The 23648-nt window shown below is 68.8% G+C and carries 25 protein-coding genes and 1 pseudogene; 7 read left to right on the plus strand and 19 right to left on the minus strand.

All coding sequences use genetic code 11. The features are described 5' to 3' along the window. Positions 1-4: 4 nt before the first annotated feature. Genes H9L41_RS17305 through ndk form a run of 8 tightly spaced genes read right to left on the minus strand, consistent with a single transcriptional unit; the run spans position 5 to position 6784 of the window. Positions 5-637, minus strand: coding sequence for a YfgM family protein (locus H9L41_RS17305; protein ID WP_028445217.1), 633 nt, complete (start codon positions 635-637; stop codon positions 5-7). A gap of 15 nt (positions 638-652) precedes the next feature. Beyond that, the gene (locus H9L41_RS17310) at positions 653-901 is read right to left on the minus strand and encodes a hypothetical protein (protein WP_028445218.1); all 249 of its coding nucleotides are present in this window, start codon (positions 899-901) and stop codon (positions 653-655) included. A gap of 22 nt (positions 902-923) precedes the next feature. Continuing rightward, positions 924-2180, minus strand: coding sequence for a histidine--tRNA ligase (gene hisS, locus H9L41_RS17315; protein WP_028445219.1), 1257 nt, complete (start codon positions 2178-2180; stop codon positions 924-926). Between the two features lie 11 nt (positions 2181-2191). Then, entirely contained in the window at positions 2192-3469 is a 1278-nt protein-coding gene (gene ispG, locus H9L41_RS17320; protein ID WP_034606332.1) for a flavodoxin-dependent (E)-4-hydroxy-3-methylbut-2-enyl-diphosphate synthase, read from the minus strand. Positions 3470-3471: 2 nt separating this feature from the next. Next, a complete protein-coding gene (locus H9L41_RS17325) occupies positions 3472-4419 on the minus strand; it encodes a RodZ domain-containing protein (RefSeq protein ID WP_051318798.1) in 948 nt (315 codons plus the stop codon). Positions 4420-4474: 55 nt separating this feature from the next. After that, positions 4475-5230 (minus strand): type IV pilus biogenesis/stability protein PilW, encoded by a 756-nt coding sequence (gene pilW / locus H9L41_RS17330; protein ID WP_028445222.1) that lies wholly within the window; start codon positions 5228-5230, stop codon positions 4475-4477. A gap of 2 nt (positions 5231-5232) precedes the next feature. Then, positions 5233-6345 carry a dual-specificity RNA methyltransferase RlmN gene (gene rlmN / locus H9L41_RS17335; protein ID WP_028445223.1) on the minus strand — a complete coding sequence of 371 codons (1113 nt, stop codon included), beginning with the start codon at positions 6343-6345 and terminating at the stop codon, positions 5233-5235. Positions 6346-6358: 13 nt separating this feature from the next. Beyond that, entirely contained in the window at positions 6359-6784 is a 426-nt protein-coding gene (gene ndk / locus H9L41_RS17340; protein WP_028445224.1) for a nucleoside-diphosphate kinase, read from the minus strand. Positions 6785-6974: 190 nt separating this feature from the next. On the opposite strand from ndk, the gene H9L41_RS17345 reads away from it, so the two are divergent. Continuing rightward, the gene (locus H9L41_RS17345) at positions 6975-7937 is read left to right on the plus strand and encodes an SPOR domain-containing protein (protein ID WP_028445225.1); all 963 of its coding nucleotides are present in this window, start codon (positions 6975-6977) and stop codon (positions 7935-7937) included. Positions 7938-7953: 16 nt separating this feature from the next. Here H9L41_RS17345 and tilS (H9L41_RS17350) read toward each other — a convergent pair whose 3' ends face one another. The 4 genes from tilS (H9L41_RS17350) to fliW all read right to left on the minus strand — a co-directional run bounded on the left by tilS (H9L41_RS17350) (position 7954) and on the right by fliW (position 10879). After that, a complete protein-coding gene (gene tilS, locus H9L41_RS17350; RefSeq protein ID WP_265583824.1) occupies positions 7954-8361 on the minus strand; it encodes a tRNA lysidine(34) synthetase TilS in 408 nt (135 codons plus the stop codon). Continuing rightward, positions 8271-9317 carry a tRNA lysidine(34) synthetase TilS gene (tilS, locus tag H9L41_RS17355; protein WP_187523508.1) on the minus strand — a complete coding sequence of 349 codons (1047 nt, stop codon included), beginning with the start codon at positions 9315-9317 and terminating at the stop codon, positions 8271-8273. Before tilS (H9L41_RS17355) ends, tilS (H9L41_RS17350) begins: the two co-directional genes overlap by 91 nt. Beyond that, on the minus strand, positions 9286-10254 hold the full coding sequence (locus H9L41_RS17360; protein ID WP_028445226.1) for an acetyl-CoA carboxylase carboxyltransferase subunit alpha: 969 nt from the start codon (positions 10252-10254) through the stop codon (positions 9286-9288). Before H9L41_RS17360 ends, tilS (H9L41_RS17355) begins: the two co-directional genes overlap by 32 nt. Before the next feature lie 214 nt (positions 10255-10468). After that, positions 10469-10879 (minus strand): flagellar assembly protein FliW, encoded by a 411-nt coding sequence (fliW, locus tag H9L41_RS17365; protein ID WP_051318800.1) that lies wholly within the window; start codon positions 10877-10879, stop codon positions 10469-10471. A gap of 189 nt (positions 10880-11068) precedes the next feature. On the opposite strand from fliW, the gene flgM reads away from it, so the two are divergent. From flgM to sugE, 3 genes are all read left to right on the plus strand, one after another. Beyond that, positions 11069-11377: a flagellar biosynthesis anti-sigma factor FlgM gene (flgM, locus tag H9L41_RS17370; protein ID WP_028445227.1), complete on the plus strand. Its 309-nt coding sequence runs from the start codon at positions 11069-11071 to the stop codon at positions 11375-11377. A 100-nt stretch (positions 11378-11477) separates the two neighbouring features. Continuing rightward, positions 11478-11960, plus strand: a complete 483-nt coding sequence (locus H9L41_RS17375; RefSeq protein WP_028445228.1) for a flagella synthesis protein FlgN — start codon at positions 11478-11480, stop codon at positions 11958-11960. A 90-nt stretch (positions 11961-12050) separates the two neighbouring features. Beyond that, on the plus strand, positions 12051-12374 hold the full coding sequence (gene sugE / locus H9L41_RS17380) for a quaternary ammonium compound efflux SMR transporter SugE (protein ID WP_028445229.1): 324 nt from the start codon (positions 12051-12053) through the stop codon (positions 12372-12374). A 75-nt stretch (positions 12375-12449) separates the two neighbouring features. Here the strand turns inward: sugE and motD are convergent, their stop codons facing one another. The 5 genes and pseudogenes from motD to H9L41_RS17405 all read right to left on the minus strand — a co-directional run bounded on the left by motD (position 12450) and on the right by H9L41_RS17405 (position 16255). Further along, positions 12450-13238 (minus strand): flagellar motor protein MotD, encoded by a 789-nt coding sequence (gene motD / locus H9L41_RS17385; RefSeq protein ID WP_028445230.1) that lies wholly within the window; start codon positions 13236-13238, stop codon positions 12450-12452. Positions 13239-13307: 69 nt separating this feature from the next. Further along, positions 13308-14264, minus strand: a complete 957-nt coding sequence (locus tag H9L41_RS17390; protein ID WP_028445231.1) for a S49 family peptidase — start codon at positions 14262-14264, stop codon at positions 13308-13310. Between the two features lie 37 nt (positions 14265-14301). Next, positions 14302-14664, minus strand: a complete 363-nt coding sequence (locus tag H9L41_RS17395) for a Rieske (2Fe-2S) protein (protein ID WP_028445232.1) — start codon at positions 14662-14664, stop codon at positions 14302-14304. After that, a complete protein-coding gene (locus tag H9L41_RS17400; RefSeq protein ID WP_028445233.1) occupies positions 14657-15313 on the minus strand; it encodes an HAD-IA family hydrolase in 657 nt (218 codons plus the stop codon). Before H9L41_RS17400 ends, H9L41_RS17395 begins: the two co-directional genes overlap by 8 nt. Further along, a pseudogene (locus tag H9L41_RS17405) lies at positions 15306-16255 on the minus strand (RluA family pseudouridine synthase). Before H9L41_RS17405 ends, H9L41_RS17400 begins: the two are co-directional and overlap by 8 nt. A gap of 575 nt (positions 16256-16830) precedes the next feature. On the opposite strand from H9L41_RS17405, the gene H9L41_RS17410 reads away from it, so the two are divergent. Next, positions 16831-20034: an Rne/Rng family ribonuclease gene (locus H9L41_RS17410; RefSeq protein ID WP_028445234.1), complete on the plus strand. Its 3204-nt coding sequence runs from the start codon at positions 16831-16833 to the stop codon at positions 20032-20034. A 222-nt stretch (positions 20035-20256) separates the two neighbouring features. On the opposite strand, the gene H9L41_RS17415 is transcribed toward H9L41_RS17410, so the two are convergent. Together H9L41_RS17415 and H9L41_RS17420 are read right to left on the minus strand one after the other, a co-directional pair. Continuing rightward, entirely contained in the window at positions 20257-20769 is a 513-nt protein-coding gene (locus tag H9L41_RS17415; RefSeq protein WP_051318801.1) for a C40 family peptidase, read from the minus strand. Continuing rightward, entirely contained in the window at positions 20766-21533 is a 768-nt protein-coding gene (locus H9L41_RS17420) for an alpha/beta hydrolase (protein WP_051318802.1), read from the minus strand. Before H9L41_RS17420 ends, H9L41_RS17415 begins: the two co-directional genes overlap by 4 nt. A gap of 181 nt (positions 21534-21714) precedes the next feature. On the opposite strand from H9L41_RS17420, the gene H9L41_RS17425 reads away from it, so the two are divergent. Further along, positions 21715-22341, plus strand: coding sequence for a TetR/AcrR family transcriptional regulator (locus H9L41_RS17425; RefSeq protein WP_028445236.1), 627 nt, complete (start codon positions 21715-21717; stop codon positions 22339-22341). A 67-nt stretch (positions 22342-22408) separates the two neighbouring features. Then, positions 22409-23467, plus strand: a complete 1059-nt coding sequence (locus tag H9L41_RS17430; RefSeq protein WP_034606339.1) for an HlyD family secretion protein — start codon at positions 22409-22411, stop codon at positions 23465-23467. Positions 23468-23648: the final 181 nt, after the last annotated feature.

Here is a 23648-nt window from a genome sequence, read left to right on the forward strand (position 1 = left end):
AGGCTCAGGCGCCCAGCGCCGACAGTTTGACTTCGATCATCTGGCGCGCCGGCGCGTCCTTCTCGAGCTTGGCCACGGCGTCCTGGTAGGCCTTGCGGGCGCCGGTCTTGTCGCCCTTCTCCGCCAGCACGTCGCCGCGCGCGTCGGCGAAGGTGGCCTTGAAGGCTTCCTGCTTCGGCGTCTCGATCGCCTTCAGCGCGGCGTCGAACTGCTTCTGGTCGAGCAGCACCGCGGACAGGCGTAGGCTGGCGATGTCGGCGACTTCGTCTTCCTTGGCGTTGGCGATCACCCATTCGAGCGCCGAGCGCGCACCGGCCAGGTCGTTGCCATCGAACGCCAGCTTGGCCGCCAGCAGCATGGCGCGGGCGGTCAGCGCATGGCCGCTGCGGTCCTTGGCCATCTCGTCAGCGGCGGCGCGGGTCTTGGCCGCATCCTTGGCCTTGAAGGCCGTCTCGACCTTGGCATAGGCCGCGGCCGCTTCGTCGGCCTGGCTCTTCTGGTAGGCATTCCAGCCGTACCTGCCGAAATAGCCGATCACCACCGCGGCCACCGCGGCGATCAGCAGCTTGCCCCACTGCGCCCACCACGCCTTGAATTCGGCGATCTGTTCCTGTTCCTGCAAATCGAAAGCGGCCATCTGTTGCGTTTCCAGTTAGCGGTTGTCTTGTTGATCCTGCCCTCGCTGGGCGCGGATGCGTTTGAAAAGGTCGAACATGAACCAGGCCATCAGCGCGAGGCCAGCGCACAGCAAACCGGCGGACACCGCCGGCAAGGCCAGCAGCGGGTGGATCGCCGCCCCGTTGCCGCCGACGCCCAGCATGCCGAAGGCCGCCATCACCGAGCCCAGCAGGTTGAGCGCGAACAGCCTGAACGAGACCTTGAGCCGCGGCGTCGGTTCCATCGTGCGCTCGCCCACGATCAGGTCAGGCGCGCAGCGCGGCGGCCAGCTCGGCCTGCGCCACCGTGCGCTGTTCGCCCTCGCCGCGCAGCGACTTGACGGCGGCGGTGCCGGCCGCGGCCTCGTCGTCGCCGACGATCACCGCGAAACGCGCGCCCGAGCCGTCGGCCTTCTTCATCTGCGACTTGAAGCTGCCGCCACCGGCGTGCACCGTCACCGCCAGGCCGGCGTCGCGCAGCCGCTCGGCCAGCACTGGCGCCTGCCGTTGGGCCGCTTCGCCGGCGTTGACCAGGTAGACGTCGGGCGCATCGCTGGCGGTCACGCCGTATTCCTGCATCAGCAGGAAGACGCGTTCCATCCCCATGCCGAAGCCGCAGGCCGGCGTCGGCTTGCCGCCGAGCGTCTCGACCAGCGTGTCGTAGCGGCCGCCGGCGGCGATGGTGCCCTGGCTGCCGAGCCGGGTGGTCACCCACTCGAACACGCTGCGATTGTAGTAGTCGAGCCCGCGCACCAGCCGGGTGTTGAGGGTATAGGCCACGCCGGCGTCGCTCAGCCGCAGGCACAGACCGTCGTAGTGGGCGCGCGATTCGGCGCCGAGCACGTCGAACAGCTTGGGCGCGGCCTCGATCATGTCCTGCATGCGCGGGTTCTTGCTGTCGAGGATGCGCAGCGGATTGGCGTGCAGCCGGCGGCGCGCGTCCTCGTCCAGCAGCTCGGCATGCTGCTCGAAGTAGGCGATCAGGGTCTGGCGGTAGGCAGCGCGTTCGGCGGCGTCGCCGATGGTGTTGATCTGCAGCTCGACGTCGGCGATGCCGAGCGCCTGCCACAGCCGGGCCAGCATCACCATCAGCTCGGCGTCGACGTCCGGGCCGTCGTAGCCGAAGGCCTCGACGCCGACCTGGTGGAACTGGCGCTGGCGGCCCTTCTGCACGTTCTCGTGGCGGAACATCGGGCCCATGTACCACAGCCGCTGCGGGCCGTTGTAGGTGAGGCTGTGCTCGACCACGGCGCGCACGCAGCCGGCCGTGCCCTCGGGCCGCAGCGTCAGCTTGTCGCCGTTGAGCGCGTCGGTCCAGGAGTACATCTCCTTCTCGACGATGTCGGTGTGCTCGCCCACGCCGCGCACGTAGAGCCCGGTCGGCTCGACCATCGGCAGGTGGATGTAGCGGTAGCCGTACTGTGCCAGCACGCGGCTGGCGGTCTCCTCGAGCTTGCGCCACAGCGCGGTATCGCCGGGCAGGATGTCGTAGAAGCCCTTGATGCTTTGGAACTTGTCGGCCATCTGTATCGAACCTAAACCGCTTTCACGGGAATGATCTTGGGGAGTTCGGCGCCGGCGCGGCGCAGCTTGCCGCCCTCGGCGTAGTGTTCGCGCACGTAGCGCTCGACGATGGCCTGGAATTCCTCGGCGATGGCCTCGCCCTTGAGCGTCACCGTCTTCTGGCCGTCGACGAACACCGGCGCGACCGGCACCTCGCCGGTGCCGGGCAGGCTGATGCCGATGTTGGCCAGCTTGGATTCGCCGGGACCGTTGACCACGCAGCCCATCACCGCCACGTTGAGCGTCTCGACGCCCGGGTATTCGGCGCGCCAGACCGGCATCTGCTCGCGCAGGTAGCGCTGAATCTTCTGCGCCAGCTCCTGGAAGAAGGTCGAGGTGGTGCGGCCGCAGCCGGGGCAGGCGGTCACCAGCGGGGTGAACGAGCGGATGCCCATGGTCTGCAGGATTTCCTGCGCGACCACCACTTCCTTGGTGCGCGGCTCGCCCGGCTCGGGCGTCAGCGAGATGCGGATGGTGTCGCCGATGCCGTCCTGCAGCAGCACCGACAGGGCGGCGGTCGAGGCGACGATGCCCTTGGAGCCCATGCCGGCCTCGGTCAGGCCCAGGTGCAGCGGATAACGGCAACGGCCACCGAGGTCGCGGTAGACCTTGATCAGGTCCTGCACCGCGCTGACCTTGCACGAGATGATGATGCGGTCGGCCGGCAAGCCCAGCGCCTCGGCCTGCGCTGCGCTCTCGAGCGCCGACTGGATCAGCGCCTCGCGCATCAGCGCGTCGGCTGCCAGCGGTTCGGCCCGCTTGGCGTTCTCGTCCATCATGCGCGCCATCTTGGCCTGGTCGAGGCTGCCCCAGTTGACGCCGATGCGCACCGGCTTGCCGTACTGGATCGCCGCCTCGATCATCGCGGCGAACTGCTCGTCGCGCTTGCTGCCCTTGCCGACGTTGCCCGGGTTGATGCGGTACTTGGCCAGCGCGCGGGCGCAATCGGGATAGGCCGCCAGCAGCTTGTGGCCGTTGAAGTGGAAATCGCCCACCAGCGGCACGTTGCAGCCCATGGCGTCGAGCCGGCGGCGGATCTCGCCGACCTGGGCCGCCGCCTCGGGCGAATTGACGGTGATGCGCACCACTTCCGAACCGGCCTGCCACAGCTCGAACACCTGCTGGGCGGTGCCGGCAGCGTCGGCGGTATCGGTATTGGTCATCGACTGGACCACCACGGGCGCGTCGGAGCCGACCGGCACGTGGTCGATCATGACGCGGTGGGTGGGGCGGCGGGGAAGCAGGCTCATGCTCAGTTCAGCTCGAGATTGGCGACGTCGACCTTGGTGTAGGGCGCGAGGTCGGTGAGTTTGCCCTTGTAGTAGAGCTCGGTGTTCGGGCCATTGCCGATGCGGAGGCGATAGGGCGGCGTGCCGCCGACGGTGCGGGTCTGGCCGGCCAGCACCAGTTCGCCGAGCAGGCGCTTGCCGCTGGCGTCGGTGATCGAGACCCAGCTGTCCTGGCGGGCAAGGATGCGGATGTCGCCGGCGGCGGCCGGCGCGGGCGTCGGCGACGGCACGGTGGAAGGCACCGGGGTAGGCGCCGCAGGCACGGTGGTCGGCACCGGCGATGCCGCGGGTGTCGGCAATGCGGCGGGCGACGGCGCGAGGGTCGGCCCGTCCGCGCTGGCCGGGGTCGGCGCCACCGAGGTCGGGGCCGCATCGGCCAGGGCCGGAGCCGGGCTCGGAATAGGCGCCGGCAGCTCGATCGCCGGCGGCGTGCTCAGCGTGAGCTCGGGCTGGTAGCCGTTGCGCTGCAGCAGCCAGAAACCGCCGACCACCAGGCCGGCCAATACCATGCCGGCCAGCACCCACAGCAGGAAGGGCGGCGCGCCGCGCGCGCCGCCGGGCCGCAGGATCGGCATCGCGTCGTCGTGGATGCGCGGCAATGCGGCCTGCTGCGGCTCGACCGGCAAGTGGCGTTCGAGGTACTGCACCAGCGGCTGGGCATCGATCTTGAGGAAGCGCGCGTAATTGCGCACGAAGCCGCGCACGAAGGTATTGCCCGGCAGCGCGCCGTAGTCGTCGGCTTCGAGCGCCTCGATCTGGCGGCGCGACAGCTTGAGCTCGCCGGCGACCTCCTCGAGCGACAGGCCGGCCTCCTTGCGATGGGCCGCCAGGATGGCGCCAGGCGTCGGCGAGGCGGCCGCGACGGCTGCGGTGGGAGCGATGGCTGGGTCTGAGGAAAGATCAGGCGTCATGCCGGCACGACTCGGTTGGAGCGGAAAAGGGGGATCGATCGGGCGGTCCGCGGCATCAGTCGAACTGACCCGCGGCCAGGGCGCGCGCCTCGTCGCTGTCGGGGAAGCGGTTGCGCAGCTCCTTGGCGAAGCCGGCCTCGTTCTCGGCATTGCCGAGCCGGCGCTCGATGCGCAGGTTGAGCCAGACCGACTCGGCGGTCGGCGAAGTCAGCCGCGCCTGGCGCGACAGCAGCGTGCGGGCCGATTCGAGCTCGCCGCGACGGAAAGCCAGCCGGGCCAGGCCGTACAGCGTCTGCGGATTGTCGGGCAGCGCACGGTCGGCCTTCTTGAGGAAATCGTCGGCGGTGACGAAGTCGCCGGCCTTGAGCGCACACAGGCCGGCCTGCTGCAGCGATTTTTCCGGCGTGGAGTAGAGCGGATTGCGGATCGCCGCGACGAAATAGCGAATCGAATCGGCGGCGCGATTCAGCTTGTTGCAGAGGAACCAGCCGTAGTTATGGTTGGTGTCGGAATCACTGGGATCGAGCTCAAGCGCGCGGCGGAAGCTGCGGTCGGCCGTATCGAACTCGCGCAGATCCATGTAGATCAGGCCCTGCACGTTGTAGGCCAGCGCATAGTCGTTGCGCAGCGCCAGCGCGTTGCGGATCTCTTCCAGCGCCACGCCGTACTGGGCGCGCGCGTAATAGGCGGCGGCAAGCTCGGTGCGCAGCTTCACGACTTCCTGCCGCCGGTCGGCATCCTCGGCGCGCACCGCGACACCGGCCATGACGAACGACACGAAGACTACGAAGGCGATCAGTCCCGATTTCATGCCTACTCCCTGACGAGTTGAATTGCTTGCGTGGTCTTGCCCTCGGCGGCGAGGCGCAGCGTGCGGCGGGTCTTGTCCTTGACCTGGCCGGCCAGCTGGCCGCAGGCGGCGTCGATGTCGTCGCCGCGCGTCTTGCGCACCGTCACCACGTAGCCGGCCTGGATCAGGTGGTCGCGGAAGCGGCGGATCGCCTCGGGCCGTGACCGATCGTAGCCGGAATTGGGGAAGGGATTGAACGGGATCAGATTGAACTTGCACGGCACGTCGCGCACCAGCGCGACGAGCTGCTTGGCGTGCTCGAAGGTGTCGTTGACGCCGTCGAGCATCACGTATTCGAAGGTGACGAAATCGCGCGGCGCCTTTTCCAGATAACGCAGGCAGGCTGCCATCAATTCCTTCAGCGGGTACTTCTTGTTGATCGGCACGATCTCGTCGCGCAGCGCGTCGTTGGGCGCATGCAGCGACACGGCCAATGCCACCGGGCAGGCTTCGCGCAGCCGGTCCATGGCCGGCACCAGGCCGGAGGTCGACAGCGTGACGCGACGGCGCGACAGGCCGTAGGCGTGGTCGTCGAGCATCAGCCGCATGGCGGCCACCACGTTGTCGAAATTGGCGAGCGGCTCGCCCATGCCCATCATCACCACGTTGGAGACGATGCGGTCGCCCTTGGGATCGCGCCCGAGCGCCTTGTTGGCCCACCACAGCTGGCCGATGATCTCGGCGGTGCTGAGGTTGCGGTTGAAGCCCTGGCGGCCGGTCGAGCAGAAGGTGCATTCGAGCGCGCAGCCGACCTGGCTCGACACGCACAGCGTGCCGCGGTCGTCCTCGGGAATGAACACCGTCTCGACGCCGTTGCCGGTACCGACGTCGAGCAGCCACTTGCGGGTACCGTCCCCGCTGGCCTGCTCCATCATCAGCGCCGGCGGCGCGATCACGGCGTCGCGCGCGAGCTTCTCGCGCGTCGCCTTGGCGATGTCCGTCATCGCGCCGAAATCCGACTCGCCGAAGTGATGGATCCAGCGCATCAGCTGCTTGGCACGGAACGGCTTCTCGCCGCGCTCGGCAAGGAAGGCGGCGAAGCGTTCGGCGTCGAAATCGAGCAGGTTGACGGACATCGCGGCGAGCGGCTTAGCGGCCGTAGACTTCGGAAGCCGGGAAGAAGTAGGCGATCTCGATCGCGGCGTTCTCGAGGCTGTCCGAGCCGTGCACGGCGTTGGCGTCGATCGAATCGGCGAAATCGGCGCGGATGGTACCCTTCTCGGCCTTCTTCGGATCGGTCGCGCCCATCAGTTCGCGGTTCTTCAGCATGGCGTTCTCGCCTTCGAGCACCTGCACCACCACCGGGCCGGACACCATGAAGTCGACCAGGTCCTTGAAGAAGGGGCGCTCGCGGTGCACGGCGTAGAAGCCTTCGGCCTCGGCGCGCGACAGGTGCTTCATCTTGGCGGCGACGATCTTGAGGCCGGCGCCTTCGAAGCGCGAGTAGATCTGGCCGATCACGTTCTTGGCGACGGCATCGGGCTTGATGATGGAAAGGGTGCGTTCAACAGCCATGTAACACTCCAGATTTCGGTAAGGGACAAGGTTGGGATAAGTCGGTTTCACCGGCTGCAAGCGCGCTCGCACTGCGTCCACGCGGCTTGTCGGCGCAAAAATGACCGAATATTCTAACAGCTTTGCTGCTGCGACGCGCAAAAGCCATACCACGCCGCCGTACCGACCCGCCGCCCGAGAAGCGACCCTAATGAGCGCGATCCGCCCCAGCCCCAGTCGTCAGCCCCCACCGCCAAGCCCCGAGGAAGACCAGGAACAGCAGGAAATCCGCCAGCGCCTGCTGCAACGCCTCGCCATCGCCACCTGCCTGATCGTGGCGGTCGCCATCGCCATCATGCTGATCAACCGCTTCGAGGACGGCCAAGGCAGCGCCGTCGAGGGGCCGACCATCAATCCGCTGCAGGCCGAGCCGGCCACGCCGCCGCCGAGCCCGGCGCCAACGGCGGTTCCGACCGCGGACACAGCCACGCCGATTCCCTCGCCCGAACCGACACCGGCAACGCCGGCCGAGCCGTCGGCCATCCCGGCCGATCCGACGCCGGCCCCAGCCGGCACCGAAGCCCCGCCGAACGCCGCCGCAACCATGCCGGCCACGGGCACGCCCCAGCCGGCCGGCGCCTCGCCAAGTCCGACCGTCACCCCCAGGACCGCACAAGCCGGCTCCAAAGCCGCGCCTTTCGATCCCGACGGCGCCACCGTCGAGATCGTGCCGCCCGCACCGACGGCCGCAGCGGTCCGCCCCAGGCCAACCACCGCACCGTCCGCCAGCGCCGCCATCACGCCGGTGCCGCGCAGTCCGGCGCCCGCACCGGCCGCGACACCCGCACCGGCCACCGGCAGCCTAGTCCTGGCCCCGCCGCCGCGCAGCGCGACACCGCGCCCGAGCGCACCGAGCCCGGAGCAGACCATCACCGCGCTGGCGGCCGGCATCCTGCCGCCCGGCGCACGCGGCTTCACCGTGCAGGCCGGCGTATTCCAGAGCGCCGAGAACGCGGAAAAGCTGATCGGACAGCTGTCGTCGGCCGGCATCCCGGCGCGGCTCGAAACCCGCGTCCAGATCGGTCCGTTCAAGAACCGCGACGAGGCGAACCTGATGATGCGGCGGCTGCGTGAACTGGGCGTGACACCGATCCTGCAGGCCCCGACGCCCTGATTCCTACGCCACGCGCTCAGCGCGCCGGCCCAGGCAACAGCCAGGCCGGCGCATCGGGCCAGTCATCGGGCCGCCACTCGGGCCGCCAACCGGCCTCGACCTGGCACTCGGCCGCCACCGCCAGCCCCGCCACCGCCACCAGCCGATCGCCTTGCCACAGCAGCGGCCAGCGATCGCGCAGCCAGGGCGGCACGCCGGCCTCCTGCAACAAGTGTTTGACCGGCCGCCGCGGCCCGCCGCGCCGGAGCCGGATCGACTCCCCGCCCGCGCGCGGCCGCAATTCCAGCGCCTTGCGCCCCTCGGCCGCCAGCCCGAACGAAGCCGGACACCAAGTCAGCACGCCCCCCAACCCGGCAACGGCGCCGATTCCGCGTCGCTCAACCCCTGCGGCCCCGGCGGCAGCGGGCGCGCCTCGCCCAGCCACAGCTCGCCGCGATAGCGATGCACGGCGATGCCGCCCAAACGGAAACAGGGATTGGCGTCGGCGCGCGCCTCCAGCATCTGCTCGAGCAGCAGCGCCAGCTGGCGCTCGTCGGGACGCAGGCCGGCCCGCGCCAGGAACGCACGCAGCAGATTGCGTCGTCGCGCCGGCGTCAGCGGCTCGAAGCATGCCAAGGCGAGACGCGGCGACCAGCCGCCGGCATCGAGCTCGGCCAGCTCGTCGAGCAGCTGCGCCGCCTCGCCGAAATGCCGCGCCGCACGCGCCAGCGCCGCCGGCGCAGCAGGAAAGCGCGCCTCGAGCTCGGGCAGCACGCGCCGGCGCAAGTAGTTGCGGTCGTATTCGATCGACCGGTTGCTCTCGTCCTCGACCCAGCCCAGCCCATGCTGCTGCGCGTAAGCCAGCAGATCGGCGCGTGGCACGTCGAGCAGCGGACGCCAGACCCGGCTCAAGCCCAGCGGCCGCAGCGCCGGCATCGCCGCCGCCCCATGCACGCCGGCGCCGCGCGCCAGCCGGTAGAGCACCGTCTCGGCCTGGTCGTCGCGATGATGCGCGAGCGCCACCCGGTCGACGCCGAGCGCGGCGTAGGCCGCATAGCGCGCCGCGCGCGCACGCGCCTCCAGGCTGTCGCCGGCCGCGGCGTCGAGATCGGCGCGGCGCCAGGAAAACGGCACGCCGAGCCGCTCGCAGACCGCGGCGCAATGCGCCAGCCAGTCGTCGGCATGCGGACTCAGGCCATGGTGCAGATGGAAAGCGCTCAGAACGAACGGACGTTCGTCGCGCAGGCAGGCGAGCAGATGCAGCAGCACACTCGAATCGAGCCCGCCGGAAAAGCCGACCGCCACTTGCGTGGCGGCGGCGAGATCGGCCCCGGCCCGGGCCGAGAAATGACGGTAGAGCGCGTCCGCCTCAGTCGGCGGCGACTTCCTTGAACTTGCCATAGCTCATCAGGCGCTCGAAGCGGTGCTCGAGAAGGGCCGCGACCGGCTTGTCCTGCAGACCCTTCAACGCGTCCTGCAGCGCCTTGCGCAGCGACACCATCATGGCCTGCGGATCGCGGTGCGCGCCGCCGACCGGTTCGTTCACCACCTTGTCGACCAGGCCCAGCGTCTTGAGCCGGCCGGCGGTGATGCCGAGCGTCTCGGCCGCCTCGGGCGCCTTTTCCGAGCTCTTCCACAGGATCGAGGCACAACCCTCGGGCGAGATCACCGAGTAGGTCGCGTACTGCAGCATCTGCACCACGTCGCCGACCGCGATGGCCAGCGCGCCGCCGGAGCCGCCCTCGCCGATCACCGTCACCACCACCGGCACGCGCAGCTTGGTCATTTCGTACAGATTGCGGCCGATCGCCTCGGACTGGCCGCGCTCCTCGGCACCGATGCCGGGATAGGCGCCCGGCGTATCGACGAAGGTGAACACCGGCAGGCCGAACTTCTCGGCCAGCCGCATCAGGCGCAGCGCCTTGCGATAGCCCTCGGGCCGCGGCATGCCGAAGTTGCGGTACTGGCGGTCCTTGGTGTCGCGACCCTTCTGGTGGCCGATCACCATGCAGGCCTGGCCGTTGAGCCGGGCCAGCCCGCCGACGATGGCGGGATCATCGGCATAGGCGCGGTCGCCATGCAGCTCCTCGAAATCGGTGAAGATCTCGCGGACGTAGTCGAGGGTGTAGGGACGTTGCGGATGGCGGGCGACCTGCGAGATCTGCCACGGCGTGAGCTTGCCGTAGATGGTCTTGGTCAACTCCTGGCTTTTCTTGCGCAGATGATCGATTTCGACGGAGATGTCGACAGCCGAATCGTCCTGCACATAGCGGAGTTCTTCGATCTTGGTCTCGAGCTCCGCGATCGGCTGTTCAAAATCGAGAAAGGTGGTCTTCATGCTTGGGCGTGTCGCTGGCGCGATCCTCGAAACCCGCCGCCCCATGGCTGGATAAGCCACTCGGGCGTAACGGATTTCCTCTATGCAGTTGCACCGATGTCCGGCGAAATCGCGCCATTATGGCGAAACTCGGCCGCCCCGCAAGATTGACACACCGGATGTTCGAGCAGCCGTCCGGCTTTGGAATCCGGACCGATCCGCCGTTGAAGGCGCGCTATTCGTTGGTGAAGACGATCTCGGCGCGCACGCCGCCCTTCTGGATCGCGAGGCGGCTTCTGGCGTTGAGCACGATGGGCGAACGGGTGTTGGCCTGGATGCCGTCGCCGCCGCGCGTCAGGGTCAGCAGCATGACCAGGCCGTCGTCGCCGGAGAAACCGATCTTCTCGCACTCGGCATCGGACAGGGTCAGCTGGTAGTTGAGGCCCAGGAGCTGCGCGTCGATGACGCTGAACACCACCTCGGCGTCGTCGAGCGACTGCATCCACAGCACCTTGGGTTCGGCCACGTCTTCGTGCAGCAACTTGAAGCGCTGGCAGCGCTCGAAACCGGGCAGGCCGTCGGGGAACACAATCAGCGATTGCTCGTCGACATCGAGGGTACCGAAACGGGGCGTGACGACTTGCATGCTGGCCTGGCTCCTGGTTCAAGTTCTCCGGAATCTAGCCGAAATCATGCAGGACAGCCAAGCGCGACGCGCGCGCGAAAAATTTTTGCAATCACCGCTAAAGTTTTCTCCGCACTCGCCGATACCGCGTATAGCGTGGTATTAAAAGACAGGAAAATCGACCGGCCGCAGGCTGGCGAAAGGCTCATCATGAAGATCGACAATTCAGGCAAGCCGCTGAACACCTCGCTGTCGCGCACCGACACGCGCGGCGGCAAGACCGGCCAGGCCGAGACCGCATCGGCGCCCGAAGTCCGCGGCGACAGCGTCGAGATCAAGCCGTTCAGCGCCAAGCTGGCGTCGCTCGAGGCGAATCTGGCCAGCCAGCCCGTCATCGACGAGGCCAAGGTCGCCGAAATCCGCCAGGCGATCGCCGAGGGCCGTTTCACCGTGCGCGCCGACGCCATCGCCGACAAGCTGATGGCCAGCGTCAAGGAGCTGCTGTCGGGCAAGTCCTGACCGCAAGCACGCCGCAGACGAGGCATACTATGCAGCGCCGGCCGCCGGTTGATCCCGGCGCCGGCGTTTCGCTTTTCCGCACCGCCGACGCGAGGCCGCCATGCCCCCCCTTCCCCTGCTGGTCGTACTTCAGAATGAGCTGGCCGAGCTGCAGGCCTTCGTCGCCCTGCTCGAGCGCGAGCAGCGCGCGCTGGTCGCCAACACGCTGGCCGACCTGGTCGAGTTCGCCAAGGAGAAGGCTGCCCGCGCGCAGACGCTCGAGGCGCTGGCCAAGGAGCGCAAGCGGCTGTTCGAGGTCAACGGCGTCGAGCTGTCGCCCGATCCGCCGCACCCGCTGACCGGCGCCCGCCAGCTGCCGGCCGAGCATCTGCCGACGCTGGCCGCGCTGTGGCAGGAGCTGATCCAGAGCGCCCGCCAGGCCAGCGCGCTCAACCTGACCAACGGCCGGCTGATCGACACCCGCCAGCAGCAGAACCAGCAGCTGATGTCGATGCTGCAGGCGACCCACACCACCTCGCTGTCCTACGATGCCTACGGCCAGCCGCGCATGTCGCGGCCCGGCAGCTCGCTCGGCAAGGCCTGAGGCGGCCCTCATCCGGCCGGCGGGGACGACCCCGCCGCGCCTCTCCCGATCACGGGGACGACCCCACGACGACAAGGACGAGGCACGACCATGGCCTGGATTCTTCTTTTCTGCGCGGGACTGCTCGAAGTGGCGTGGGCAGTCGGTCTCAAATACACCGAGGGCTTCACCCGGCTGTGGCCCAGCGTCGGCACGCTGGCCGCGATGGCCGCCAGCCTTGCGCTGCTCGGCCTGGCCGTGCGCTCGCTGCCGCTCGGCACCGCCTATGCGATCTGGACCGGCATCGGCGCGGTCGGCACGGTGGCACTCGGTATCGCGCTGTTCGGCGAGGCCGCCACGCCGGCCCGGCTCGGCTGCGTCGCGCTGATCGTCGCCGGCATCGTCGGCCTCAAGCTGGTCGGCGACGGCCACTGAAACCGGCCGCAGCCATGAAAAAGCCCGTCGTTCGACGGGCTTTTTCTTTCGATCGGGCATAGCCGAACCACGCGGTCACGGCGCCGCCGGGATCGGCAGCGTGGCCGCCTCCTGCTCGTTGTCGGCCAGGATCTGGATGGTGACGCGCCGATTGCGCGCACGCGCCTCGGCGCTGGTACCGGGATCGACTGGCCGGTTGGCGGCGTAGCCCAGCGCGACCAGCCGCCTGGCGGCGACGCCGTTGGCCTCGAACAACCGCACCACGGTGCCGGCGCGCGAGGCCGACAGCTCCCAGTTGGACGGGAACTGGGCCGAGGCGATCGGCACATCGTCGGTATGACCCTCGATCTGCACCGGATTGATGCCGTTGGCGAGCTTGCGGGCGATGCCGGCCAGCGATTCGGCCGCGCGCGGATCGAGCGTGGCCGAGCCCACCGGGAACAGGAGGCTCGCGTTCACCTCGATCGCGACCCCTCGCGCGTTCTGGCTGACCTGCACCTGCCCCTCGTCGATCAATCCCTTGAGCGAACCCTGCAGATCGGTGGCGATGGCCTTCATCGCCGCCTCGCGCTCGTGCTTTTTCTTGAGCAACTCCTGCGCTTCGCGCCGGTCACGGAACGGCAGCGGAATCAGCGCCTGGTTGGCGCCGTTCGGGTCGTTCTTGAGCACCGCGTCGCTGGCCGGCTCGTTCTTGTTGAAGGCCGAGGTCAGCGCATTGGACAGCACCCGGTACTTGCCCTCGTTGACCTGCGAGATCGCGTACATCACCACGAAGAAGGCGAACAGCAGCGTGATGAAGTCCGCGTAGGACACCAGCCAGCGTTCGTGATTCTCGTGCTCTTCAACCCTGCGTTTGCGCGCCATGCGCCACCCCGGTCGTGAAACGGCCCGGCGATGCCGGGCCATGCTTGCAGCGGATGCCTGCCGCCGAACTTACTTTAGTTTGAATTCGAAGTAGCTGCCGAGCTTGGCGCCGGCGCTGGCGCCGATCGACTTGGCGAAGCGGTCGGCCCAGCTTTCGCGCGGCGTGAAGTCGACGATGTCGGCGGCCTTGATCACGTCGCGGGCGACCGAGTCGGCCGAGCCGTAGGCATCGGACAAGCCGAGCTCGACGCTCTTCTCGCCGCTCCAGACCAGGCCCGAGAACATGTCCGGCGTTTCCTTCAAGCGCTTGCCGCGGCCGTCGCGCACCACCTTGATGAATTGCTGGTGCACTTCTTCCAGCATCTGCTTGGCGTATTCGACCTGCTGCGGGTTCTGCGGCGAGAACGGATCGAGGAAGCCCTTGTTCTCGCCGGCGGTCAAGAGGCGGCGCTCGACGCCGAGCTTGTCCATCGCACCGGTGAAGCCGAAGCCGTCCATCAGCACGCCGATCGAGCCGACCAGGCTGGCCTTGTCGACGAAGATCTTGTCGGCCGCGGCGGCGACGTAATAGCCGCCCGAGGCGCAGATGTCGTCGACCACCACGTAGAGCGGGGTGTTCGGATAGAGCTTGCGCTGGCGGCGGATCTCGTCGGCGATCTGGCCGGCCTGCACCGGGCTGCCGCCGGGGCTGTTGATGCGCAGGATCACGCCGCGGGTGTTCTTGTCCTTGAAGGCTTCGCGCAACGCGCCGTTGATGTCGTCGGCGTTGGCCTGCTCGCCCGCCGCGATCACGCCGCGCAGATCGACCAGCGCGCTGTGCGGGCCGGCGGTGCGCCGGCCGGCTTCGGCGCCGCCGCTGCCGTGGCGCCAGGTGACGATGATGGCCAGCACCAGGAACAGCCAGGCGAAGCCGACGAAGCGGAAGAAGATGCTCCAGTTGCGACCCTTGCGCTGCTCCTTGAGCGCGGTCACCAGCATCTTTTCCAGGGTCTGGCGTTCCCAGTTCGGGTTCTGCTGCTCGTTCATGCGATTCCTCTATGGATGTATGCGTCGTCGGGCCGGCTCAGCGCGGCGGCGGCGCATCGGGCAGGAAGAACACGTCGCCGTCCTCCTCCACGACCGTCAGCTTGGTCAGCCGCGCGCCCTTGCAGGGCCCGCCCAGGCACAGCCCGGTGTCCGGCCTATAGTAAGCGCCGTGCGTCGCGCAGATCAAATAGCTGCGGGACAGATCGAAGAAGTCGCCCTCGTTGAAATCGAGCTCGATCGGGATATGGGCGCACTCGTTCAGGTAGCCGTGCACCCTCCCCGCCCAACGCACCACGAAGGCCGGTGCCGGCACCCCGCGCCACTCGGCCTGGAAGCGCTTGCCCAGGCCGCCGTCGGGCAATTCGTCGGCCGCGCAGATGCGCCACCTGCGCTCAGCCATAGTTGCGCAGCCAGAGGTCGAGATCGTGGAAGGCGTCGAACAGGCCCAGCGGCGACAGCGCCGCCAGCTCCGTCTTGGGATGCGCGCCGTAGGCCACGCCGAGCGCCGAGGTGCCTGCGTTGATCGCCATCTGCAGGTCGTGGGTGGTGTCGCCGATCATCACCGCGCGGTCGCGGGCGACGCCGAGGTGGTCGGTGATCTGCTCGATCATCTGCGGATGCGGCTTAGAGTGGCATTCGTCGGCGCAGCGGGTGACGTCGAAGTAATGACCGAGCCCGGTCTGCTCAAGCACGCGGTCCAGGCCGCGGCGCGACTTGCCGGTTGCCACCGCCAGCCAGTAGCCGGCCTGCTTGTAGTGCTCGATCGCGGCGGCCACGCCCTCGAACAGCGCGATCTCGCTGTCGCGGCCCAGGTAGTGGCGCTTGTAGCTCTCCACCACACCGGCCACGTCGGCCGCCGTGGCCTGCGGCGCCAGGTACTGCATCGCCTCGGTCAGGCCGTAGCCGATCACGAAATTGGCCTGCTGGCGCGTCGGCACCGGCAGGCCGGCGTCGGCGAAGGCGGCCTGGATGGCATGGGCGATGATCGCGGTGGAATCGCACAACGTGCCGTCCCAGTCGAAGATCAGCAGGTCGAAACGTTCAGCCATCGAAGCGCTCCAGGGAATCGAGATAGGACTGCAGCTCGACCGGCAGCGGCGCCTTGAGCGGCAGCGGCTGGCCGGTCAGCGGGTGGTTGAGCGTGAGCCGCCAGGCATGCAGGAACATGCGCTTGAGGCCCTGCCGCGGCAGCGCCTTGTTCAACGCGAAATCGCCGTACTTGTCGTCGCCGAGGATGGGGAAGCCCGATTGCGCGCAATGCACGCGGATCTGGTGGGTGCGGCCGGTCTTGAGCTCGCACTCGAGCAGCGTCGCGTCGCCGAAGCGGTCGCGCCGGTTGAGCACGGTGTGCGAGTCCTGGCCGTCGGGCGTCACGCTGACGCGGCGCTCGCCGTCGGCGGTCACGTATTTCTGCAGCTTGAAGCGGACGTGGCGGCGCGCGTCGGGGAACTGGCCCTTGACCAGCGCCAGGTAGCGCTTGTCCATGCCGCGGTCGTTGCGCAGCATCTCGTGCAGCGCGACCAGCGCGCTGCGCTTCTTGGCGATCAGCAGGATGCCCGAGGTCTCGCGGTCGAGCCGGTGCACCAGCTCCAGGAAGCGCGCCGTGGGCCGCTGCGCGCGCAGCTGCTCGATCACGCCGAAGCTCACCCCGCTGCCGCCGTGCACCGCCAGGCCGGCCGGCTTGTCGATCACCAGCAGCGCCTCGTCCTCGAACAGGATCGGCAGCTCGGGGCTGCGCGCCAGCGCGCCGGCCGAGGGCTTGGCCGAGGGCTCGGCCAGCCGGATCGGCGGGATGCGGATCAGGTCGCCCTCGGCGATGCGGTAGGTCACGTCGGCCCGGCCTTTGTTCACCCTCACCTCGCCCGACCGGACGATGCGGTAGACCAGTGATTTGGGGCGCCCTTGAGCTGCTTGAGCAAGTAGTTGTCGAGCCGCTGGCCCGCTTCCTCGCTGCCGACGGTGAGGTAGGAAACTTTGCTGGTGTCGTCCATCTGTCATATACTCGTGCGGTCTTGCCCACCGCTTCGGCCGGCTCCCGGTACCACCGGCGGCGAGACCATCCGCCACCCGTCCCGGCCGCTTCCGCCGCCGAATCGGGTACGCCGAATTGGGCGCTAAAGCGGCGGATTATCTCACGCGCGACCGGCTCGCGCGGCCTTTCCTGCTCTTTCCCCGCGTCCGTACTCTTCTTGCCGTGCCGGCACAGTTCGCCGGCACCGATGTGCGCAAGACCGGCGCAAGCAATCACTTCGCTCTTTTGGGGAATCGCGGCCGAGGCAATCCAGCCTGTGCGGTTAACGTCGTTCACCGCCAAGCAACGACGGCACCAGCTACAAAACGCATCACCGGACATCCGCAGGGTCGGCGCTCCAATCGAGGCCGGCCGGCATCTACCCAGGACACACCCGCGCGCGGCAACGACATCTCGGCCGCGACGACAGCACGGAACCCCAGGACTTCCCGCCTTGCCGATCCAAACGCAACGCCTTACCCCCTGAGTCTTCCCTCGACGGCTACCCGCCGTCGGTGTGTTCGCCCCTGCCCGTCCGGTAGCGGGAGAACCTTCATGAAACGCATGCTGTTCAATGCGACCCAAGCCGAAGAGCTGCGCGTCGCCATCGTCGACGGCCAAAAGCTCATCGATCTCGACATCGAGACCGTCGGCAAGGAACAACGCAAGAGCAATATCTACAAGGGTGTCATCACCCGCATCGAGCCCTCGCTCGAAGCCTGCTTCGTCGACTACGGCACCGACCGCCACGGTTTCCTCCCCTTCAAGGAAGTCGCCCGCGCCTATTTCCAGGACGGCGCCGACGGCCGCTCGCGCATCCAGGATGCGCTGCGCGAAGGCATGGAAGTCATCGTGCAGGTGGAAAAGGACGAGCGCGGCAACAAGGGCGCCGCGCTGACCACCTTCATCTCGCTGGCCGGCCGCTACCTGGTGCTGATGCCGAACAACCCGCGCGGCGGCGGCGTGTCGCGCCGCATCGAGGGTGAAGAGCGGCAGGAACTGCGCGCTACCATGGACCAGCTCGACGTGCCGGGCGGCATGTCGATCATCGCCCGCACCGCCGGCATCGGCCGCAGCGCCGAAGAGCTGCAGTGGGACCTGAACTACCTGCTGCAACTGTGGCGCGCCATCGAGAACGCCGCCGGCGCCCAGAAGGGCCCGTTCCTAATCTACCAGGAAGGCAGCCTGGTCATCCGTGCGATCCGCGACTATTACCAGCCCGACATCGGCGAGATCCTGATCGACACCGAGTTCGTCTACGAACAGGCCCGCCAGTTCATGAGCCACGTGATGCCCGGCTTCGTGAACCGCGTGAAGGTCTACAAGGACGACGTGCCGCTGTTCTCGCGCTTCCAGATCGAACACCAGATCGAGACCGCCTTCTCGCGCGAAGTGGCCCTGCCTTCGGGCGGCGCCATCGTGATCGACCACACCGAGGCGCTGGTCTCGGTCGACGTCAACTCGGCGCGCGCCACCAAGGGCGGCGACATCGAGGAGACCGCGACCCGCACCAACCTCGAAGCCGCCGACGAGATCGCCCGCCAGCTGCGCCTGCGCGACCTCGGCGGCCTGATCGTGGTCGACTTCATCGACATGGAGAAGGCCGGCAACCAGCGCGAGGTGGAAAACCGCCTGCGCGACGCGCTGCGCCACGACCGCGCCCGCGTGCAGACCGGCAAGATCTCGCGCTTCGGCCTGATGGAACTGAGCCGCCAACGCCTGCAACCCTCGCTCGGCGAGACCGCCCACCAGCCCTGCCCGCGCTGCCACGGCACCGGCTTCATCCGCGGTACCGAATCGTCGGCGCTGCACATCCTCCGCATCATCCAGGAGGAGGCGATGAAGGAGAACACCGGCGCCGTGCACGCTCAGGTCCCGGTCGACGTCGCCACCTTCCTGCTCAACGAGAAGCGCGCCGACATCTTCGCGGTGGAATCGCGCCTCAAGGTCGGCGTGGTGCTGATCCCCAACATCCACCTCGAGACGCCGAACTACTCGGTGGTGCGCCTGCGCCACGACGACCTCAACCACATCGAGGAAGTGCTGCCGTCGTACAAGATGATGGAAGCGCCGGCCGAGGAAGAGCAGGCCCACGGCAAGGACAGCGAGCCGGCCAAGCCGCGCCAGGAAGCCGCCGTGAAGGGCATCACCCCGTCGCAGCCGGCCCCGGCCCCGGTCGAGAAGCCCGCGCCGACGCCGGTCCCGGCGCCGCAGCCCGAGGCCAAGCCCTCGCTGTTCGCCCGCATCGTCAACTGGTTCAAGGGCGAGGAGCCGGTGGAAGAGGCCAAGCCGGCCGCGCCGGCCGCCAAGGGCAACCGCGAGCGCAGCAGCAACGGCAACGGCAACAACCGCCGCGGCGGCGAAGGCCAGAACCGCCGCGAGCGCGGTGAGCGTGGCGAGCGTCCGAACCAGGAAGCGCGCCGCGACGAGCAGCGCCGCGGCGGCAACAAGCCGCGCATCGAGGAAGACGAGCAGGCGCGCGCCGAACGCCAGCCGCGCGGCGAGCAGAAGCAGGATCGCCAGCGCAGCGAACGCAGCGACCGTGGCGAAGGCCAGGGCCGCAACGAGCGCCAGGCCGAGAACCGCGAACCGCGCCAGCCGCGCGAGCAGCGTGAAACGCGCGAGGGCAACGAGCCGCGCGCCGAACGCGAACCGCGTCAGCCGCGTGAACAGCGCGAGCCGCGCGAAGGCGGCGAAGCGCCGCGCACCGAACGCGAACCGCGCCAGCCGCGTGAACCGCGCGAGCCGCGGGCCGAGCGCGAACCGCGCCAGCCGCGCCCGCAGGCCGAAAACAAGCCCGAAGCCAAGCCGGAAGTGAGCAGCGAGGCCGCCGAGCCGGCGCAGCAGGAACTGCTGCCGATCGACGGCGCGCCGACCGAAGGCCAGGAAGCCGGCAACGAAGGCCGCGGCCGTCGTCGTCGTGGCCGTCGCGGTGGCCGTGGCGAGCGTACCGAGTCGGGCCAGCTGGTCGAGGGCGCCGAAGGCATGGCGCAGGACGATGGCGCCGCAGCGGCCGAAGTCGCTGCGATCGAAGCGCCGGCAGCCGTGCAGGATGTCGCCGCCGCGCCGGCCGAAGTCCAGCCGGTCGCCGCGCGTGCCGAGGTCGAGGCGCCTGCCGCCGTGGCCGAAGCCCCGGCCCCTGCGCTCGAAGCCGCGCCGGTCGCGGCCGTCGAGACCGTGGCCCCGCCAGCTGTCGAAACGGTGGCCGCACCGGCCGTAGTCGAGTCCGCCGCGCCTGTCGAAGCGCCGGCCGTGACCGAAGCGCCCACGCCGGTGGAAACCGTCGCAGTGCCGGCCGCCGTCGAAGCGCCTGTCGCCGCAGCGGTGGAGACCGAAGTCCAGCCGGCCGCCGAGCCGCAAGCCGAAGCGGTGGTCGCCGCTCAACCGGCAGCCGAAGCCGCCGTCCAGGCCGAACCGGTAGCCGAAGTGGCCGAGGCCGCAGCACCGGCCCCGGCCGAAGCAGCCGCCGCACCGGTCGAAGCCCCGGTCGAAGCCGTCGCAACCGCGCCGGTCGCAGCCCCGGTGGCGGAAGCGCCTGCCACGCCCCAGGTCGCCGAGATCGGCCGGCCCGAGGACGTCGGCCTGGTCCAGGTCGATACCAAGCTCAAGGCCTTCGAGCCGGTCGAACTGCCGCTCGAACCGGCCGCCCCGCGCCGCCGCCGCAGCGACGTGAAGCCGTCGCAGCAGGCCGCGCCGGTGCAGGAAGAGCTGGTGATGATCGAGACCAGCCAGGCCGGCAAGTCCGAGCCGTCGGCCTGATCGGTCGGCGCTAGGTAGCAAACAGGGGAGCCTCGGCTCCCCTGTTTGTTTTGGCGCGTCGTATTTCGAAGCCGGTTCGCCCGGCCAAGCCAGGCGGCGATGTTTCTTGTAGGAGCGGCTGCAGCCGCGAATGACGGCCAGGCGAAGCCCGGCCCATTCGCGGCTGCAGCCGCTCCTACACATGGCCGTGATCGTGCTGTAGCGGATCGAGATCGGCCGCCGCTAGCCGGCGAAAAAGCTCCGCGCCGCCTCGTAGCGCGTCGCGAAGTACTTGCTCTTCATGCTCTCGATGCGGATGCGGCCGTTGGTGCTCGGCGAGTGGATGAACTTGTCGTCGCCGATATAGATGCCGACGTGCGAGAACGGCCGGTTCATGGTGTTGAAGAACACCAGGTCGCCGGCCTGCAGCTGGCTGCGGCCGACCGGGCGGCCGCGGCGCGCCATGTCGGCGGCGCTGCCCTTGAGCTCGACGTTGATCGCGTTGCGGTAGATGAAGCTGACCATGCCCGAGCAGTCGAAGCCGGCCTCGGGATTCTTGCCGCCGAACTGGTAGCCGACGTCGACCAGGCCCAGCGCATACATCACGATCTCGCGGCCGTTGTCGCCGACCTCGATGCGCGCCAGCGAGGTGTCGACCGGCTCCGGCCGCTTCGCCGCCTTGCGCGCCGGTGTGCTGCCGCAGCCGGCCAGCGCCAGCAGCGCGCAGGCCAATGCCGCCAGGCCCAGCCGCGTCATGGCAGCTCCTCCAGCCAGTCGGCCAATGCGTCGGCCGCCAGCCGCCAGTCGCGATCCAGCATCAGCAGGTGGCCCGGCCCCTTGAGCATCTGCGCATGCACCTCGAGCTGGCGCGCCGCGCTGTAGATCAGGTGGACCGGCATCAGGAGGTCGTCCTCGCTGCCCAGCACCAGCGCCGGCGGCATGCCGAGCGGTGGGCGGTAGTCCAGCTGCGGCAGCGTCATGTCGATCAGCGCGCGGTCCGATTCGTGCTGGAAGCGCGTCGCGTATTCGAGCAGCTCGCGCTCGGGCATCTGCGGCGAGAACAGCAGCTCGCGCAATTTGTCGAGCCGCGGCGGCACGCCGCCGTGCTGCAGCGCGTTCAGTTCCCACATCAGGCGCGGATGGCGCCACAGCAGGTGCAGCGCCGAGCCGATCAGGCCTTCGGGCGGCACCGTGGCCAGCAGCGCCAGGCCGGCCACCGCATGCTTGCGCGCATGCATCTGGGCCAGGAAGCCGCCCATCGAATGGCCGACCAGCACCGGCTTGCGGCCGCAACGCGCCTCGACCCGGGCCGCGACGCGGGCCAGGTCGGCGGCGTAATCGGTGATGCGCCAGGCGGACAGCTCGGCCGCGCCCGCGCTGCCGCCATGGCCGCGCAGGCTCAGGGCGAAGCTGCGGTAACCGCGCTCGGCGAAATAGGGCAGGAAGTAAGGTTGCCAGCACCAGGCGCCGGCATAAGCGCCATGGATGAACAGCAGCGGCGGACGAAGATCCGGCCCCACGGGGCCGGATTCGATTATTTCCAGTTCAAATTCAGTAGCTTGGGGCAATTTATTCATGCACTAGGCGAATGTTTGAGGTCACCTTACGCCTTTCGGCCATGGCCTTCAATCCTGCCGCGCATTGTTGACCTTAGAGTCATTAAGTAATAAATTACCAGTGGTTCACTTACAGGAAGCCGCCATGGACACGCCCCAGCCGCGCTGGCAACGGCGCAAGGAAGCCCGTCCCGCCGAGATCGTCGAAGCCGCGCTGCAGCTCTTCATGGAGAAGGGCTATGCCGCCACCCGGCTGGACGACGTCGCCAAGCTCGCCGGCGTCACCAAGGGCACGGTCTATCTCTATTTCGACAACAAGGAAGAGCTGTTCAAGGCCGTGGTGCGCGAAACCGTGCTGCCCAGCCTCGAATTCGCCGAGAACCTGGTCGACGGCCATCGCGGCAGCTGGGCCGAGCTGCTGTGGCAGCTGCTCGAGGGCTGGGCCGAGCGGATGGTCGAGTCGCCGGCGACCGGCATCTCCAAGCTGATGATCGCCGAGGCGGCCAACTTCCCCGAGCTCGCGCGCTTCTACGTCGACGAGGTGGTGGTGCGCAGCCGCCGGCTGTTCGCCGGGGTGATCGAGCGCGGCATCGCGGCCGGCGAATTCCGCCCGGTCGACGTGCAGATGGCCACCCGCGCGGTGATCTCGCCCTTGATGATGATGAAGGTATGGAAGCAGAGCTTCTCGCTGTGCGACGCCGAGCCGGTCGACCTGCTGAGCTTCGCCCGCTTCCACTACGACCTGCTGCTCCAGGGCCTGCAGCGGCGCTGAAGCTGCGCCCGACTTCCCCGATGGCCGCGACCTGCCGGCACAAGAAAACGAGACAGAGACAGAATCCATGAGCGACGTTTCCCAACCGAAGAAACAGAACAAGGCCCGCATCGTCTTCGCCCTCGCCGCGGTCGGCATCGCCGGCTGGGTCGGCTACCACTGGTGGCACGGCCGCACCTTCGTCGAGACCGACAATGCCCAGGTCGAGGGCCATATCGTGCCGGTCGCGGCCAAGGTGAGCGGCTACGTGACGCGCGTCGACGTGAGCGACAACCAGTCGGTCGCGGCCGGCGCCGTGCTGGTGCAGATCGACGACCGCGACTACGCGGCGCGGCTGGCCCAGGTCGAGGCCGACCTGAAGATCGCGGTGGCGGCCGCCGGCGGCAAGAACCAGACCGGCCAGGCCGAGGCCCAGGTCGGCTTCGCCCAGGCCAGCGCCTCGGCGGCGCAGTCGGCCATCAGCCAGGCCGATGCCGGCGCCGAATACGCGCGCAACGAACTGAACCGGATCCGCTCGCTGGCCAGCAAGGGCATGGCGACCGCCTCGCAGCTCGACGCCGCCCAGACCGCGCTGCGCACCGCCGAATCGCAGCTGAAGACTGCGCGCGACACCGCCAACGCCGCCGGCAAGCAGATCGGCGTCGCCGGCGCCGGCCTCAAGTCGGCCCAGGCCAAGGTCGACTCGGTGCGCGCCCAGCGCGACCTGGCCGCGATCCAGCTCGGCGACACCCAGGTGAAGGCGCCGGTGGCCGGCGTGAGCAGCAAGAAATCGGTCGAGATCGGCCAGCTGGTGCAGCCGGGCCAGACCCTGCTCTACCTGGTGCCGCTGCAGGACGTATGGGTGACCGCCAACCTCAAGGAAACCGAGGTCGGCAAGGTGAAGGCCGGCCAGCCGGTCGAGGTCGAGGTCGACGCCTATCCGGGCAAGGTGTTCTCCGGCAAGGTCGATTCGTTCAGCGCCGCCACCGGCGCCAAGTTCGCGCTGCTGCCGCCCGACAACGCCAGCGGCAACTTCACCAAGGTGGTGCAGCGCGTGCCGGTGAAGGTGAAGCTCGACGCCTACGACAGCCAGGCCACGCCGCTGCGGCCCGGCATGAGCGTGGTCGCCAGCATCCGTATTCGATAGCCGACTTCTTCGAATGACGGCCATTGTGTACGCAGCCTGCGGCTCACCCCCCGGCAAAGCCGGGGTTTGCAGTCCGTGCGTGCTCGGCCATCGGCTATCCCCTGTTTCATCCCGACTCCCCCCGCCCTCGCCGCCGACGGGGATCCCCGCGAAATCGAAGCTTTCGCGGGGTGGTCCAGAG

This window comes from Chitinimonas koreensis (genome assembly GCF_014353015.1).
GTDB classification, from domain to species: Bacteria; Pseudomonadota; Gammaproteobacteria; order Burkholderiales; family Chitinimonadaceae; genus Chitinimonas; species Chitinimonas koreensis.

Bases quoted from the DNA above. Each gene is read 5' to 3' on its own strand.
- H9L41_RS17305 (WP_028445217.1), bottom strand. From the start codon at position 637: ATGGCCGCTTTCGATTTGCAGGAACAGGAACAGATCGCCGAATTCAAG.
- H9L41_RS17310 (WP_028445218.1), bottom strand. From the start codon at position 901: ATGGAACCGACGCCGCGGCTCAAGGTCTCGTTCAGGCTGTTCGCGCTC.
- hisS (WP_028445219.1), bottom strand. From the start codon at position 2,180: ATGGCCGACAAGTTCCAAAGCATCAAGGGCTTCTACGACATCCTGCCC.
- ispG (WP_034606332.1), bottom strand. From the start codon at position 3,469: ATGAGCCTGCTTCCCCGCCGCCCCACCCACCGCGTCATGATCGACCAC.
- H9L41_RS17325 (WP_051318798.1), bottom strand. From the start codon at position 4,419: ATGACGCCTGATCTTTCCTCAGACCCAGCCATCGCTCCCACCGCAGCC.
- pilW (WP_028445222.1), bottom strand. From the start codon at position 5,230: ATGAAATCGGGACTGATCGCCTTCGTAGTCTTCGTGTCGTTCGTCATG.
- rlmN (WP_028445223.1), bottom strand. From the start codon at position 6,345: ATGTCCGTCAACCTGCTCGATTTCGACGCCGAACGCTTCGCCGCCTTC.
- ndk (WP_028445224.1), bottom strand. From the start codon at position 6,784: ATGGCTGTTGAACGCACCCTTTCCATCATCAAGCCCGATGCCGTCGCC.
- H9L41_RS17345 (WP_028445225.1), top strand. From the start codon at position 6,975: ATGAGCGCGATCCGCCCCAGCCCCAGTCGTCAGCCCCCACCGCCAAGC.
- tilS (WP_187523508.1), bottom strand. From the start codon at position 9,317: ATGGCAAGTTCAAGGAAGTCGCCGCCGACTGAGGCGGACGCGCTCTAC.
- H9L41_RS17360 (WP_028445226.1), bottom strand. From the start codon at position 10,254: ATGAAGACCACCTTTCTCGATTTTGAACAGCCGATCGCGGAGCTCGAG.
- fliW (WP_051318800.1), bottom strand. From the start codon at position 10,879: ATGCAAGTCGTCACGCCCCGTTTCGGTACCCTCGATGTCGACGAGCAA.
- flgM (WP_028445227.1), top strand. From the start codon at position 11,069: ATGAAGATCGACAATTCAGGCAAGCCGCTGAACACCTCGCTGTCGCGC.
- H9L41_RS17375 (WP_028445228.1), top strand. From the start codon at position 11,478: ATGCCCCCCCTTCCCCTGCTGGTCGTACTTCAGAATGAGCTGGCCGAG.
- sugE (WP_028445229.1), top strand. From the start codon at position 12,051: ATGGCCTGGATTCTTCTTTTCTGCGCGGGACTGCTCGAAGTGGCGTGG.
- motD (WP_028445230.1), bottom strand. From the start codon at position 13,238: ATGGCGCGCAAACGCAGGGTTGAAGAGCACGAGAATCACGAACGCTGG.
- H9L41_RS17390 (WP_028445231.1), bottom strand. From the start codon at position 14,264: ATGAACGAGCAGCAGAACCCGAACTGGGAACGCCAGACCCTGGAAAAG.
- H9L41_RS17395 (WP_028445232.1), bottom strand. From the start codon at position 14,664: ATGGCTGAGCGCAGGTGGCGCATCTGCGCGGCCGACGAATTGCCCGAC.
- H9L41_RS17400 (WP_028445233.1), bottom strand. From the start codon at position 15,313: ATGGCTGAACGTTTCGACCTGCTGATCTTCGACTGGGACGGCACGTTG.
- H9L41_RS17410 (WP_028445234.1), top strand. From the start codon at position 16,831: ATGAAACGCATGCTGTTCAATGCGACCCAAGCCGAAGAGCTGCGCGTC.
- H9L41_RS17415 (WP_051318801.1), bottom strand. From the start codon at position 20,769: ATGACGCGGCTGGGCCTGGCGGCATTGGCCTGCGCGCTGCTGGCGCTG.
- H9L41_RS17425 (WP_028445236.1), top strand. From the start codon at position 21,715: ATGGACACGCCCCAGCCGCGCTGGCAACGGCGCAAGGAAGCCCGTCCC.
- H9L41_RS17430 (WP_034606339.1), top strand. From the start codon at position 22,409: ATGAGCGACGTTTCCCAACCGAAGAAACAGAACAAGGCCCGCATCGTC.